This is a genomic window from Micromonospora sp. B9E7 (genome assembly GCF_039871815.1).
In the GTDB taxonomy this organism is placed as follows: domain Bacteria; phylum Actinomycetota; class Actinomycetes; order Mycobacteriales; family Micromonosporaceae; genus Micromonospora.
Window position 1 is genome coordinate 17,413 of the sequence record NZ_JBDPLX010000002.1, and the last position, 13,940, is coordinate 31,352.

The 13,940-nt window shown below is 72.5% G+C and carries 11 protein-coding genes and 1 pseudogene; 6 read left to right on the top strand and 6 right to left on the bottom strand.

What is annotated here, in order from left to right; translation table 11 throughout:
* Positions 1-75: 75 nt before the first annotated feature.
* The 3 genes and pseudogenes from ABGB10_RS02770 to ABGB10_RS02780 all read right to left on the bottom strand — a co-directional run.
* Complete coding sequence (locus ABGB10_RS02770; RefSeq protein ID WP_347659250.1) at positions 76-1,629, bottom strand: anthranilate synthase component I; 1,554 nt, start codon at positions 1,627-1,629, stop codon at positions 76-78.
* Complete coding sequence (gene hisI, locus ABGB10_RS02775) at positions 1,626-2,057, bottom strand: phosphoribosyl-AMP cyclohydrolase (protein WP_278142358.1); 432 nt, start codon at positions 2,055-2,057, stop codon at positions 1,626-1,628. The genes ABGB10_RS02770 and hisI overlap by 4 nt, the downstream gene beginning before the upstream one ends.
* A gap of 180 nt (positions 2,058-2,237) precedes the next feature.
* Positions 2,238-2,924: pseudogene (locus ABGB10_RS02780) on the bottom strand (phosphoribosyl-AMP cyclohydrolase); the annotation flags it as partial.
* 185 nt (positions 2,925-3,109) lie between these two features.
* Between ABGB10_RS02780 and ABGB10_RS02785 the strand changes: the two are divergent.
* The 3 genes from ABGB10_RS02785 to ABGB10_RS02795 all read left to right on the top strand — a co-directional run bounded on the left by ABGB10_RS02785 (position 3,110) and on the right by ABGB10_RS02795 (position 5,303).
* On the top strand, positions 3,110-3,865 hold the full coding sequence (locus tag ABGB10_RS02785; protein ID WP_347659251.1) for an ABC transporter ATP-binding protein: 756 nt from the start codon (positions 3,110-3,112) through the stop codon (positions 3,863-3,865).
* Positions 3,862-4,617 (top strand): ABC transporter permease, encoded by a 756-nt coding sequence (locus tag ABGB10_RS02790; RefSeq protein ID WP_347659252.1) that lies wholly within the window; start codon positions 3,862-3,864, stop codon positions 4,615-4,617. The genes ABGB10_RS02785 and ABGB10_RS02790 overlap by 4 nt, the downstream gene beginning before the upstream one ends.
* A 62-nt stretch (positions 4,618-4,679) precedes the next feature.
* Complete coding sequence (locus ABGB10_RS02795) at positions 4,680-5,303, top strand: TetR family transcriptional regulator (protein WP_347659253.1); 624 nt, start codon at positions 4,680-4,682, stop codon at positions 5,301-5,303.
* 72 nt (positions 5,304-5,375) lie between these two features.
* Here ABGB10_RS02795 and ABGB10_RS02800 read toward each other — a convergent pair whose 3' ends face one another.
* From ABGB10_RS02800 to ABGB10_RS02810, 3 genes are all read right to left on the bottom strand, one after another.
* A complete protein-coding gene (locus ABGB10_RS02800; RefSeq protein WP_347659254.1) occupies positions 5,376-6,125 on the bottom strand; it encodes a DUF2470 domain-containing protein in 750 nt (249 codons plus the stop codon).
* 87 nt (positions 6,126-6,212) lie between these two features.
* Positions 6,213-7,994, bottom strand: a complete 1,782-nt coding sequence (locus ABGB10_RS02805) for an ABC transporter ATP-binding protein (protein WP_347659255.1) — start codon at positions 7,992-7,994, stop codon at positions 6,213-6,215.
* Between the two features lie 175 nt (positions 7,995-8,169).
* Positions 8,170-10,053: an ABC transporter ATP-binding protein gene (locus tag ABGB10_RS02810; protein ID WP_347659680.1), complete on the bottom strand. Its 1,884-nt coding sequence runs from the start codon at positions 10,051-10,053 to the stop codon at positions 8,170-8,172.
* 173 nt (positions 10,054-10,226) lie between these two features.
* Here ABGB10_RS02810 and ABGB10_RS02815 point away from each other — a divergent pair, with 173 nt between their 5' ends.
* The 3 genes from ABGB10_RS02815 (at position 10,227) to ABGB10_RS02825 (ending at position 13,895) form a co-directional block, all read left to right on the top strand.
* Positions 10,227-10,856 carry a TIGR03085 family metal-binding protein gene (locus ABGB10_RS02815; protein ID WP_347659256.1) on the top strand — a complete coding sequence of 210 codons (630 nt, stop codon included), beginning with the start codon at positions 10,227-10,229 and terminating at the stop codon, positions 10,854-10,856.
* 214 nt (positions 10,857-11,070) lie between these two features.
* Positions 11,071-11,931, top strand: coding sequence for a terpene synthase (locus ABGB10_RS02820; protein WP_347659257.1), 861 nt, complete (start codon positions 11,071-11,073; stop codon positions 11,929-11,931).
* Positions 11,932-12,068: 137 nt separating this feature from the next.
* The gene (locus ABGB10_RS02825) at positions 12,069-13,895 is read left to right on the top strand and encodes a long-chain fatty acid--CoA ligase (protein WP_347659258.1); all 1,827 of its coding nucleotides are present in this window, start codon (positions 12,069-12,071) and stop codon (positions 13,893-13,895) included.
* The last annotated feature ends 45 nt before the right edge of the window (positions 13,896-13,940 follow it).

Genomic DNA, 13,940 nt, shown 5'->3' on the forward strand with positions numbered 1-13,940 from the left:
GCCGCACTCCTCGCGCTCACCGAGCTGGCCCTTCGTTCGCGACTGCGGGGCTCCGCTCCGCCGCACTCCTCGCGCTCACCGGGCTGGCCTCAGTGTCTCGGCTGCGGCGATCGCCGCCAGCACCGCGGCGGCCTTGTTCCGCGTCTCCTGGTCCTCGGCGGCCGGGTCCGAGTCGGCGACCACCCCCGCCCCGGCCTGCACGTAGGCGCGGCCGTCGCGGATGAGCGCGGTCCGGATGGCGATCGCCATGTCCAGGTCACCGCCGAAGCCGAAGTAGCCGACCGTGCCCCCGTAGACACCACGGCGTACCGGCTCCAGTTCCTCGATGATCTCCATGGCCCGCACCTTGGGCGCGCCCGAGAGGGTGCCCGCCGGGAAGGTCGCGGCGAGCGCGTCGAAGGCCGACTGATCGTCACGCAGCGTGCCGGTGACGGTGGAGACGATGTGCATGACGTGGCTGTACCGCTCGATGGTCGCGAACTCGGGCACCTCCACGCTGCCCGGCTGACAGACCCGGCCCAGGTCGTTGCGGCCCAGGTCGACAAGCATCACGTGCTCGGCCCGTTCCTTCGGGTCGGCGAGCAGCTCCGCGGCGAGCGCGGCGTCGGCGGCGGGGGTGCCGCCGCGCGGTCGGGTGCCGGCGATCGGGTGCAGCAGCGCCCGCCGCCGCCCGTCCTCGGCGGCGGTGACCTTCAGGTGCGCCTCCGGGGACGAGCCGACGATGTCGAACCCGTCGAAGCGCAGCAGGTACATGTACGGGCTCGGGTTGCTGGTGCGCAGCACCCGGTAGACGTCCAACGGGTCGGCGTGGATCGGCCGCTCGAAGCGCTGGGAGAGCACGATCTGGAAGCACTCACCGGCCCGGATCGCCTCCTTGGCCGCCTCCACCGCCTTCGGGTACCCGTCGGCGGGCGTCCGGCAGAGCACCTCCCCGACCGGCGGACGTTCGACCGTGGAGATCATCGGTGGGATGGGCCGGGACAGCGCGGTGGTCATCGCGTCCAGTCGGCCCACCGCGTGGTGGTACGCGGCGGCGACCTGCGGGGCGCGGTCCGGGGCGTCCGGCGGTGGCAGCACCGCGTTGGCGACCAGGATCGCCGAACCGTCGTAGTGGTCGAGGACCACCAGGTCGGTGGCGAGCATCATGCCCAGCTCCGGCACACCGAGGTCGTTCTCGGTCAGCTCGGGCAACCGCTCGAAACGGCGGATCAGGTCGTAACCGAGGTAGCCGACCATGCCCCCGGTCAGCGGCGGCAGCCCGTCGGCGGCATCCCCGACCGGGCCGGCCAGCGCCGCGACCGTCTCCCGTAGCACCCGCACCGGGTCGCCCTCGGTGGGCAGCCCGGCCGGCGGCTGACCGAGCCAGGTCGCCATGCCGTCCCGCTCGACGAGGGTCGCGCTGCTGCGTACGCCGATGAAGGAGTACCGCGACCAGGCCATGCCGGCCGACCCGACGCCCTGCTCGGCCGATTCCAACAGGAACGTGCCCGGTCCCCCGGCCAGCTTCCGGTAGACGCCCACCGGGGTCTCCGCGTCGGCCAGCAACCGCCGGGTGACCGGCACGACCCGCCAGCGGGCCGCCAACTCGGTGAAGCTCGCCAGGTCCGGGTTGACCGCGCCGTCGGTCACGGCTGAGCCTGGGTGGTGACGGGCAGCTCGGTGAAGAAGCAGGTCCGGTGCCCGGTGTGGCAGGCGGCGCCGACCTGGTCCACGCTCACCAGCAGCGCGTCCCCGTCGCAGTCCAGGGCGACCGACCGGACGTACTGGTGGTGCCCGGAGGTGGCGCCCTTCACCCAGTACTCGCGGCGGCTCCGCGACCAGTAGGTCGCGCGACCGGTGGTGAGGGTGCGGTGCAGCGCCTCGTCGTCCATCCAGGCGACCATCAGCACCTCGCCGGAGTCGTGCGCACGGACCACGGCGGCGACCAGGCCGTCGGCGCTGCGCCGCAGCCGGGCCGCGATGGCCGGGTCGAGCCGGGAGGGGCGAGCCGGCTCGGGCGTCACCGGGCCGCTCGGATCGCTGGGGACGCCGGTCACCGGCGCGTCAGGTACGGGCACAGTGACCAATTGTCCCGCACGCGGCGCGGGTACCGGCGACCGCTCCCGCCCGGGCTGCGGTGGAGGCCCGACGGGTCGGGCCAACTGGGCCACGTAGCGGTCCAGCCGGCCGTCGACCAGGGCGGCGGCCAGGTCCGCACCGGCGGTGTCGGCGATCCCCTCGGCGTACGGCCGGATCAACGGCAGCGTGCCGGCGACCAGCCGAACGGCGGCGGCCCACAGCGCGCTGGTGGCACCCGGGCGCAGCCCGAGGCAGAGCAGCATGTCGGCCCGGTAGCCAGGCGGGGCCACCGGCAGTTCCAGGGCCGCCGCGAAGGCCGCCCGGCGGGAGTGGACCCGCACCGACGGGTTGGCCGGTCGCAACACCGATGGGCAGAGGCGGGCCAGGTCGGCGACGGCGAGCCGGACGCCGAGGCGGTCGTTGACGGCCCGGGCGGCGGCGGCCTTACCCAGCGTGGCGATCAGTTCCTCGAGTCGGGGTGGCTCGGCGGGCTGACAGAGCACCGGCAGGTCGATCCGGGGCCGCCAGTGCGGGTCTGCCCAGAGCAGTCGGGCCGGCGCGGTGACCGGCAGCCCGAACGCCCAGTCGGCCGGTTCGCCGAGTCGGTGCACCCAGGAGCGGACGTCCCGGGCGGCCACCGAGACGTGGGTGACCCGGCCTGCGGATTCGGCCAGGTACGCCTGTCGGGCGGCGTACGGGGCGCCGCCGACGAGCACGTCGAGGTCGACGTCGCTGTGTGCGGTGGCGGCGCGGCGGGCGTGACTGCCGCGCAGCAGGATGCCGACGACCGGCCGCTCGGCGCCCTGCCGCAACCGTGCGGCCCAGTCCTCGAGAAAACCGCTGTCCGGTAACGGAGCGTGACCCACCGCGTCATCGTGCCGTACGTCCGATCAGCGCGCAATGCCCGTTGGCGGACTTGGTGTCCGGTCCGGAGCCTACTGCCCGTTCTCATGCTGGGTGCGACGACTGGACGGCGGGACGCGTTGCGTCGGCATCGGTAATTCACCTAGCGTTGAGTTCAACGGATGATGAGTTTCCTTGGAGGTGCGGGATGGACGACGCGATAGCCGTCCGGGACCTGGTCGTCGACCGGGGCGGGCGGCGGGTGCTGGACGGCATCAGTTGCCGCGTCCCGCGCGGCGCCGTCACGGGCCTGCTCGGCCCCAGCGGCAGCGGCAAGACCACATTCATGCGCGCGGTGGTCGGGGTGCAGGTGGTCAGCGGCGGGGCAGTCACCGTGCTGGGCCGACCGGCGGGCACCCCGGCACTGCGGCACCGGGTGGGCTACCTGACCCAGGCACCGAGCGTCTACGCCGACCTGACCGTGCGGGAGAACGCCCGGTACTTCGCGGCCCTCTACGGCCGGGGTCGGGTCGAGGCCGACCGGGCGATCAGCGATGTCGGGCTGGCCGAGGCGGCCGGCCAACTGGTCGCCACCCTCTCCGGCGGTCAACGCAGCCGAGCCTCCCTGGCGTGTGCGCTGGTCGGCGAGCCGGAGCTGGTCATCCTCGACGAGCCGACCGTCGGCCAGGACCCGGTGCTGCGAGCCGATCTGTGGGCCCGGTTCCACGCGATGGCCGCCGGCGGCACCACCCTGTTGGTGTCGAGCCACGTCATGGACGAGGCGGCCCGTTGCGACCAGCTTCTGCTGATCCGACAGGGGCGGTTGATCGCCGACGACAGCCCGGCCGCCGTCCGCGCCGCCGCCGGTGTGGACGACCTCGACGAGGCGTTCCTGCGCCTGATCCGGGCCAGCGAGGCAGGTCCGGCCACCATGGACGCGACGAACGGACAGGAGCGATCGTGACCCCGCGGATCCTGGCGGCCACCACCGGCCGCATCCTGCGCCAGCTCCGGCACGACCGGCGGACCATCGCGCTGCTCGTGGTGGTGCCGGCGGCCCTGCTCACCCTGGTCTACTTCATGTACGCCGACCAGCCCACCCCGCCCGGCCAGCCGACGACGTTCGACCGGGTCGCGCTGGTGATGCTGGGCATCTTCCCGTTCGTGATCATGTTCCTGGTGACCAGCATCGCCATGCTCCGGGAACGCACCTCAGGCACGTTGGAGCGGCTGCTCACCACCCCGCTGGGCAAGCTCGACCTGCTCTTCGGGTACGGCATCGCGTTCGGGCTGGCCGCCGCCGTACAGGCCGTGGTCGCCGCCGGCGTGGCGTACTGGATCTTCGGGCTGGAGACCGCCGGCAGCATCGGGCTGGTGATCGGGATCGCCGTCGTCGACGCCGTGCTCGGCGTCGCGCTCGGGCTGCTGTGCAGCGCCTTCGCGCGCACCGAGTTCCAGGCAGTACAGTTCCTGCCAGTCGTGGTGATCCCCCAACTGCTGCTCTGCGGGCTGTTCGTGGCCCGCGACCAGATGGCCGGCTGGCTCCAGGTGCTCAGTGACGCCTTCCCCCTGTCGTACGCCGTCGAGGCGTTGCAGGAGGTCGGCGCCCACGCCGAGCCGACCGGCCGGATGTGGCGGGACGTGGCGGTGGTGCTCGGGGCGGTGGTGCTGGCGCTGGTGCTCGCGGCGGCCACCCTGCGTCGGCGCAGCGGCTGAGGCTGCGGCAGCCGTGGGTCGACCGGCCCACGGCTGCCCAGGTGGACGAACGAGGGGCGGCGATGACGCGGCGGACCGGCCGGCGACCCGGCAACCCGGACACGCGGGAGGCGATTCTCGACGCGGCGCGTACGGCATTCGCCGAGCGTGGCTTCGACTCCGCCTCGATTCGCGCCATCGCCGGCACGGCAGGTGTCGACCCGGCGCTGGTGCACCACTACTTCGGCAGCAAGGACCAGCTCTTCCTCGCCGCGATGAACTTCCCGGTCGACCCGGCCCGACTGGTGCCGACGGTGCTCGCCGGTGACCCGGACGGCGCCGGTGAGCGCCTGGTGCGCACCTTCCTCAGCGTCTGGGACTCGCCCGCCGGCAGTGCCGCGCAGGCGCTGCTGCGCTCCGCGGTGAGCAACGAGTGGACAGCTCGGCTGCTGCGCGAATTCGTCACCACCCAGGTGCTGCGCCGGGTGCTCGAACATCTCGACGTCGACCCGGCGCAACTGCCGCTGCGCGTTTCGCTGGTGGCCACCCAGATGATCGGCCTGGCCATGATGCGACACGTGGTGCGCCTGGAACCGGTCGCGTCGGCGGACCCGGAGACCCTGGTCGCCACGATCGGCCCCACGATCCAGCGGTACCTCACCGGACCGCTGCCGGCCGAGGTCACCACCGGACCACAGCCGTCCTAGGTCGGCACCCGACCGCAGCCGACCCAGGACGCCACCGCGCCACAGCCGGCCCAGGTCGGCACCGTTGAGCGGTCAGCGGGGCGGACGGGCACCGGCCGGGAGCCGCAGCGGCGGCAGCACCCTCGGCAGGTCGGCCGGGTCGGCCACCGGGCCGGGGAAGGCCAGCCGGATCCGACGCCGGGAACCGGGTCGGCCGAGGGCTACCACCAGCCCGTAGCGGTCGATGCGCACCACCCGGGGCGCTCCGTCCGGCGCCTGCTCGGTCAACCCGAGCTGCCGGCGCAGGTACTCGGTGACCTGCGCGCCGTCGCCCTCGGCGAGGTCGGCCAGCAGCCGCGCCTCGACCGGGTGCACCGGGTCCGGCTCGGCCTCGGCGTACTCCACCGGGTCGACCCGGTGCACGACGCCGGCCCGCTCCCAGCGGACCTCGACCACCTCGAAGCGGAACAGCCGAAAGCGGGTGCCCAGGTCGAGCAGGTCACCGGTCGGGTCCACCGTGGCGAAGTCGACCGCCGCGTGGCGGGCCTCGTCGCCGTGCAGCTCGGCCGCCCAACCGGACACCCACGCCCGCCCGAGACCGGGCGCGCCGGCGGCGGGCGGCAGGTCGAGCACGTCGAGCACCACCGCCACGTCGTCGCCCCCGGCGACCGGTTGCAGGGCGGCGGCCAGGTGGCTCGCCACCGGCACCAGCAGCAGCACCCGACCGTCGGCGTCGGTCACGTGTCGGGCGTGGTGCGGGCCGGGCCGGTGGGCCAGGTGAACGAGACCGGGCAGGCGGCCGGCGACGAGCGTACGGACGATCTCGGCGGGATTGGGCCGCATGGGCGCGACCTCCTTCGAAGGTTAGGCTTACCTAAGCCGGAGCCTAGAGCACCCGACCTCCGGCGTCCACCACACCGGCATACCGCCTCACCGGGTCTGCTCCAGCCAGGAGGCGTAGAGCAGGCCGTAGACCGAGTCGGCGTCACGGACCAGCTCGTCGTGCGGGCCCCGCTGCACCACCCGACCCCGATCCACCACGATCACCTCGTCGGCCGCCTGCGCCGTGGAGAGCCGATGCGCGATGGCGAGGGTCGTCCGTCCCCGGGTGACCGCGTCCAGGGTGCGTTGCAACCGCACCTCGGTCGCCGGGTCCACCGCGCTGGTCGCCTCGTCCAGCACCAGCAGGTCCGGATCGGCCACGTACGCGCGGGCCAACGCGACCAACTGCCGCTCCCCCACGCTGAGCGCCTCGCCGCGCTCGCCGACCGGCGTGTCCAGGCCCGCAGGCAGACCCTCCAACCAGTCCGACAGGCCCAGCTCCGTGAAGGCCGCACCCAACTGCTCGTCGGTCAGCTCCGGACGAGCGAACCGGACGTTGTCCCCCACCGTCGCGTCGAACAGGAACCCGTCCTGCGGCACCATCACCACCCGGGAACGCAGCGAGTCGAACCGCACCTCCGCCAGCGGCACCCCGGACAGGAGCACAGCCCCGGCCGACGGGTCCATCAGGCGGGTCAACAACTTCGCGAAGGTGGTCTTGCCGCTGCCCGTCTCGCCGACCACCGCAACCCGGCTCTTCGCCGGAATCTCCAGGTCGATGTCGTGCAGCACCGGCGGGCCACCCGGATAGGCGAACCGCACACCCGCGAAGCGGATGTCCAACGGCCCGCCCGGCAACTCCCGCCCCTGCTCCCCCGGGTCCGCCACGTCCGGGGCGACGTCCAACACGTCCAGCACCCGACGCCAGCCCGCGATCGCGTTCTGCGCCTCGTTGAGCACCTCGGTGGCGATCTGCACCGGCTGGATGAAGAGCGTCACCAGGAAGAGGAACGCCGTCAACTGGCCGATCGACAACGTGCCGCCCACCCCCAGCGTCACCCCGAGCACGACCACACCGGCCAACGCCACCCCCGCCGCCAGCTCGCCCACCGAACTGCCCACGATGCTGATCCGGATCGCCCGCTGCTGCGCCAACCGCTGCCTGTCGATGGCCTCGTCCAACCGCCGCTCGGTACGCCCCGCGATGCCGTACGCCCGGATCACCGGCGCACCCACCACGCTCTCACCGATCGCGCCGAGCAGCGTGCCGGTGCGCTGACGCACCGTCGCGTACGCCGTTGCGAGCCGGCGTTGCAACTGCCGGATGACGAACACCGCCGGCAGGAACGCGGCCAACACCACAAGGGTCAACTGCCAGGAGTACGCCAGCATCACGGCCGTGGTGACCACCAGCTGACCGAGGTTGACCAGCAGGATCACCCCACCCCACTGGAGGAACTGGGTGATCTGGTCGACGTCGCTGGTCACCCGCGAGACCAGCGACCCGCGCCGCTCCGACTGCTGGTGCAGCATCGACAGGTCGTGCACGTGTCGGAACGCCCGCGTCCGCACGTTCGCCAACGCCGTCTCGCTGACCGTGAACAATCGGCGCATCATCAGATAGCCGCAGATCGTCGTGATCGCCAGGATCGCCGCGGTGATCACCACGACCGACCACACCACGCCGAGATTCAGACCCCCGACGATGCCGCGGTCGATGCCCTGCTGGACGGCGACCGGCACGGCCACCCGACCGACCATGTAGACCAACGCAAGGGCCAGCGTGCCGGCCAGACCGGTCCGCAACTCCGGCGACAGCGCCAGGCCCCGACGCAGGGTCTGCCAGGTCGTCTCGGTCCTCTCGTCCCGCTCATCGGTCTTGGCACTCACCGGGCTGGCCTTTCGTTCGCGACTGCGGGGCTCCGCTCCGCTGCACTCCTCGCACTCACCGGACTGGCCTTTCCGTTCGCGACTGCGGGGCTCCGCTCCGCTGCACTCCTCGCACTCACCGGACTGGCCTTTCCGTTCGCGACTGCGGGGCTCCGCTCCGCTGCACTCCTCGCACTCACCGGTCCACCTCGATTTCCAGGCCCGAGGGCAGCGGCGCGACGTCGTCGCCGTACGAACTCTCCTGCGCGCGTTCGACCTCGGCCTGCTCGTACGCCGTGACCAGGTCGACGTAGCCCGGCACGGTGGCCAGCAACTCGCTGTGGGTGCCCCGGGCGACCACCCGCCCCTGCTCCACGTAGATGACCTCGTCGGCCAGCGCGATGGTGGCCCGGCGGTACGCCACCACCAGGATCGACGCTACCGGCACACCCGGCTCGGCCGTCGACGACCGCAGCCCGGCCAGGATGGCGGCCTCCACCCGGGGGTCCACCGCGCTCGTCGCGTCGTCGAGCACCAGCAGGCGCGGGCGTCCGGCCAACGCGCGGGCCAGGGTGAGACGCTGCCGCTGCCCACCGGAGAGCGAGGTGCCCCGCTCGCCCACCATGGTGTCCAGACCACCGGGCAGCGCGGCGACGAACCCGTCCGCCTCGGCGAGCCGCAGCGCCGCCCAGACGGCCTCGTCGTCGATGCCCGGCCGGTCCAGGGCGATGTTGGCGCGAACCGTGTCGTCGAAGACGAACGGCACCTGGGCGACCAGCGCCACCGTGCCGGCGAGTGACGCGGCGGTCAGCTCGCGCACGTCGACCCCGTCCAGGGAGACGACGCCGGTGTCCGGATCGACGAGGCGCACCGCCAACGAGGCGATGGTGGACTTACCGGCGCCGGTCGGGCCGACCAGGGCCACCGTCCGACCGGCCGGCACGGTGAAGCCGACCTCGCCGAGGACCTGCGCGCCGGGCTGGTGTGCCTCGGCCGGCGGGTAGGAGAAGTGCACGTCGTCGAAGGTGAGGGTGGCCGGGCCGGAGCCGGCCGGGTCGAGCACACGTTGGCCGTACGGCATCTCGCCGGTGGCGTCGAGCACCCGGCGGACCCGGTCCCAGCCGGCGACGCTGCGCGGCAGCTCGGCCAGGACCCACCCGATGGCCCGCACCGGGAAGGCCAGCACGGTGAAGAGGAAGGCCACGCTGACCAGCTCGGTCACGCTGACCGCTCCCTGGCGCAGCCGGAACGCCCCGACCACCAGGACGGCGAGGGTGCCGAGGCTGGGCAGGGTCTCCAACAGCGGGTCGAAGATGCCCCGCAGCCGACCGACCGCGATCAACGAGTCGCGCAGCTCGCCGGCGCGGCCCGCGAACCGGGCGGTCTCCTGGGCCTCGCGACCCATCGTCTTGACCACCAGGGCGCCGTCGAAGCTCTCGTGGGCGATGCCGCTGACCTCGGCGCGCAGCCGCTGGGCCCGGGCCTGCCGGGGTGCCATCCGGCGGGAGTAGACGACGTTGAGGGCGAACAGCGCGGGGAAGACCGCGAGGCCGACCAGGGCGAGCGCCCAGTCGGTGGCGAAGAGCGACACGATCGCGCCGACCAGCATCACGAGGGTGCCGACGGCGAAGGGCAGCGGCGCGATCGGGTACCAGGCCGCCTCCACGTCGGAGTTGGCGTTGGACAGCAGCGTGCCGGTGGAGTTGCGGTGGTGCCAGGACAGCGGCAGCTCCAGGTACCGCCGGGTGACCCGGCGGCGGTAGGAGGCCTGCAGGCGGTACTGCATGTAGCCGGCGCCGAGTCGGCGGCCGACGATGCCGGCCACCCGCAGCACGCTGATCCCGAACAACGCCGCCGCGGCCAGCGCGAGGGTGCCCGTGCCCACCTCGCCGCGTTCGATCGCCGGGAGCGCCACCTCGCCGATGACCGTCCCGACGACCCGCGCGCTGATGATGATCATCCCGCCGAAGACCACGCTGCCGACGACCGCCACCGCGAAGATCCGTGGCTGCTCGCGAATGGCCTGCCGCAGGACCCCCAGCCCTCGACTGAGCACGTCCCGACTTGTCCTGCTCGCCACGCTCTCCCCCGCCGTAAGCGTCAATTATCTCCCTCATCCTTACCGGTCCGGACCAGCACCGCCGACCCCGATCGGATATGTCGACCGTCACGTACCGGACGGCGGCGGGCGGCAGGCGTCGCCCCGGCGTCCGCCGTCGCGCGCCGACGGGTCGCCGGGCCTACGATCGGGCCATGCCGCGGTACGCCCGAGCCGAGCGCGAAGCGCTGGCCGACCTCCTACTGGCCCTCGGGCCGGACGCCCCGACGATCAACGAGGGCTGGGCGACCCGCGACCTCGCCGCGCACCTGGTGCTCCGGGAGCGTCGCCCGGACGCGGCCGGGGGGATCCTGCTACCGCCGCTGCGCGGCTACGCGGAGCGGGTCCGTCGGCGACTCGCCGCGCGACCCTATCCCGACCTGGTCGCACAGGTACGCCGTCCGCCGCTCTGGAGCCCGATCAGCAACCCGGTCACCGACGAGGCGGCCAACACGATGGAGTTCTTCATCCATCACGAGGACGTACGCCGGGCCAGCTCCGGATGGCAGCCGCGTGACCTGCCCGCCGGTTTGCAGAGCGCGCTCTGGAAACGCGCCGCCCAGATGGCGCGGTTGATCCTGCGCCGCTTCCCGGCGGACCTCTACGTGCAGGCGCCCGGCCACGGCGAGTTGTCCGTCGGTCGTGGGGGCGAGCCGCTGCGGGTGGTCGGCCCCCCGGCGGAGCTGGTCCTGTTCCTCTCCGGCCGCCAACGGGTGGCCCGGGTCCAGCTGGACGGCCCCACGGAGGCGGCACGACGGCTTCGCGCCGCCAGCCTGGGCTTGTAACCGTCTGTTCCTAAACGGACACGAGACGAGTGTGGTCTTTCCCACACCCAGCGACACATGCGGATGCCTCCTCCCGTACGCTTCACCGCGCCGCTCCGCGCCGGGCGGCACGAAGTGGGGGCGCACTGTGCGAAGTTTCGCGATTTCGGCGCTGCGGGAGCCCCCGTTTTCCACGGGGCGCCATGGCGCGACGGAGCAGGTGGCGGGCGAGAGCGTGGAGTGGGCACGCGCGTTCGGGCTGGTCGATTCCAGCCAACGTGTACGCCGACTGCAACTGGCCGACGCCGCCGGCCTGGCCGGGCGTGCCTGCCCGGACGGCTCGACCGACGGGCTGCGGCTGCTCACCGACCTGATCAGCTGGCTCTTCGTGATGGACGACGCGTGCGACGACGATGGCCTCGGCGCCGACCCGGTCCGGCTTGGTCCGGCGATCAGTACCCTGCTCGACGTGCTGGACCGGTACGGCGACCCGGCCGTGGCACCACCCGCCGTCGGGCCGCTCGGTGACGCGCTGCACGACCTGTGCCGCCGCACCCGGCTGCACGACCACGCGGCCCTGCTGCTGCGATTCGTCAGCCAGATGCGGGAGTACCTGCTGGCGTTGCTCTGGGAGGCGACCAACCGGGAGCGCCGGCGCGTGCCCGACGTGGCGGAGTACGTCCAACTGCGCCGGCACATCGGTGGCGTGCACCCCTGCCTCACGCTGACCGACCTGGCGTCGGTACGGCCCCCCGGGTCGGTCCAGCGCCCCAACCCGGCGCTGCTCGCCCTGGATCTGCTGGCAGTGGACCTGGTCTGCTGGTGCAACGACCTCTTCTCCTACGGGAAGGAGAGCCGGACCGACCCGGACGCGCACAACCTGGTGACGGTGATCGCCCAGCACAGCGACGCGGACGAGCCGGCCGCGCTGCGTGCCGCGGCCAACCGGTTCAACCAGGGCCTGGCGGAGTATCTGGACGCCGAGGAGGCACTGCTGTCCAGCGGGGACGACGAGATCCGCCTCGCGGTGGCCGCTCGACGCAACTGGGTCCGGGCCACCTACGACTGGTCAGTCGTGGCTGCCCGGTACGCCTGATTCCGCGTACCGGTCGGCGGGTTGGGACGGCCGGACGATCACCAGGGCTAGCCGATGCACGGTGGCAGGCAATACTCTTCGGTAACCATCATGACGTGACGCCCGTCACGCCACCACCCCCGAAGGCGGCTACAGCGATGGCTCTCGATGTACCGTACCGCTCCATCCCGGACATGTTCCTCAAGCGCGTGGCGGCCACCCCCGACCGGAACGCGTTTGCGTCCCCGACCCCCGACGACGCGGGGCCTGCATGGTTGACCTGGGAGCAGGTCGGCCAGCGCGCCAAGGCGGTCGCCGCCGGCCTGCACGGCCTGGGCGTCGGCCAGGAGGACCCGGTCGCGATCCTCGCCAACACCCGGCTGGACTGGGTGATCGCCGACCTCGGCATCATGTGTGCCGGCGGCGCGACCACAACCGTCTACCCGACCACCGAGCCGGCCGACGCGACGTACATCATCGCCGACTCCGGGTCGAAGGTGCTCTTCGCGGAGAACCCGGCCCAGGCGGCGAAGATCGCCGACGCCAACCTGCCCGCGCTGACCCACGTGGTGCTCCTCGACGGCGCCGGTGACCCGACCGCCGCGATTCCGCAGTTGACGCTCGCCGAGTTGGAGGAACGGGGCACCCGCGCGCTGGCCGCCGAACCGGATCTGATCGACATGCTCGTGGCCGGCATCGGTCCGGAGCACCTGGCCACCCTGATCTACACCTCCGGGACCACGGGTCGACCCAAGGGCGTCGAGCTGCTGCACGCCGGTTGGTGCTGGGAGGCTGTGGCGCAGGCCGAGGTGGGGCTGCTGCGCGACGACGACCTGCAGTACCTGTGGCTGCCGCTGGCCCACTCGTTCGGCAAGACGCTGCTCTGCGGTGCCATCCACGTCGGCCTGCCCACCTACGTCGACGGGCGGGTGGAGAAGCTCGTCGACCTGCTGTCGGTGATCCGCCCGACGCTGATGTGCGGCGCGCCGCGGGTGTTCGAGAAGGTCTACAACCGGGCGGTGACCACCGCCCAGGGCGCCGGCGGCGCGAAGGCGAAGATCTTCGCCTGGGGCGTCCAGGTCGGCAAGGAGAAGGTGGCCCTGGAACAGGCCGGCAAGCCGGTGCCGGGCGGGTTGAAGCTGCGCTACGGGCTGGCTGAGAAGCTCGTGTTCAGCAAGCTCCAGGCCCGACTGGGCGGCCGGATGCGGGTGCTGGTGTCCGGCGCCGCACCGCTCAGCCCGGAGATCGCCACCTTCTTCGCCGCGGCGAACCTGCCGATCTCCGAGGGCTACGGCCTGACCGAGACCAGCGCCGGCAACTTCGTCAACCCGCCGTCGGGGCTGCGGATCGGCACGGTGGGCCGGGCGATGGGTGACCTGGAGTGCCGGATCGACACCGACGGGGAGATCCTGGTGCGGGGTCGGCCGGTGATGCGCGGCTACCACAACCTGCCGGAGGAGACCGCCGCCGCGTTCACCGAGGACGGCTTCTTCCGCACCGGCGACATCGGCACCCTCGACGAGCAGGGCTACCTGCGGATCACGGACCGCAAGAAAGACCTGGTCAAGACCTCGGGCGGCAAGTACATCGCACCGTCGCACATCGAGGGGATGTTCAAGGCCATCTGTCCGTACACCTCGCAGGCGGTCGTCGTCGGTCAGGCCCGCAACTTCTGCACGATGCTGGTCACGCTGGACCCGGACGCGATCCGGGGATGGGCCGCCGGCGGTCCGTTGGAGGGGCGCAGCTACACCGAGATCGTCGCTTCGCCGGAGGCCCGGACGATGGTCGAGGAGTACGTCGCCCAGCTCAACGCGAAGCTCAACCGCTGGGAGACGATCAAGAAGGTCGCCATCCTGCCCCGCGATCTGACGATCGAGGACGGCGAGATCACCCCGTCGTTGAAGATCAAGCGACGCGGCGTGGAGAGCAACTTCGCCGCCCAGATCGACGAGATGTACGCCGGCAGCCTCGCCGAACTCTGACGAGTCGCCGATGGCCCCGCACCCGAGCGGGTGCGGGGCCATCGG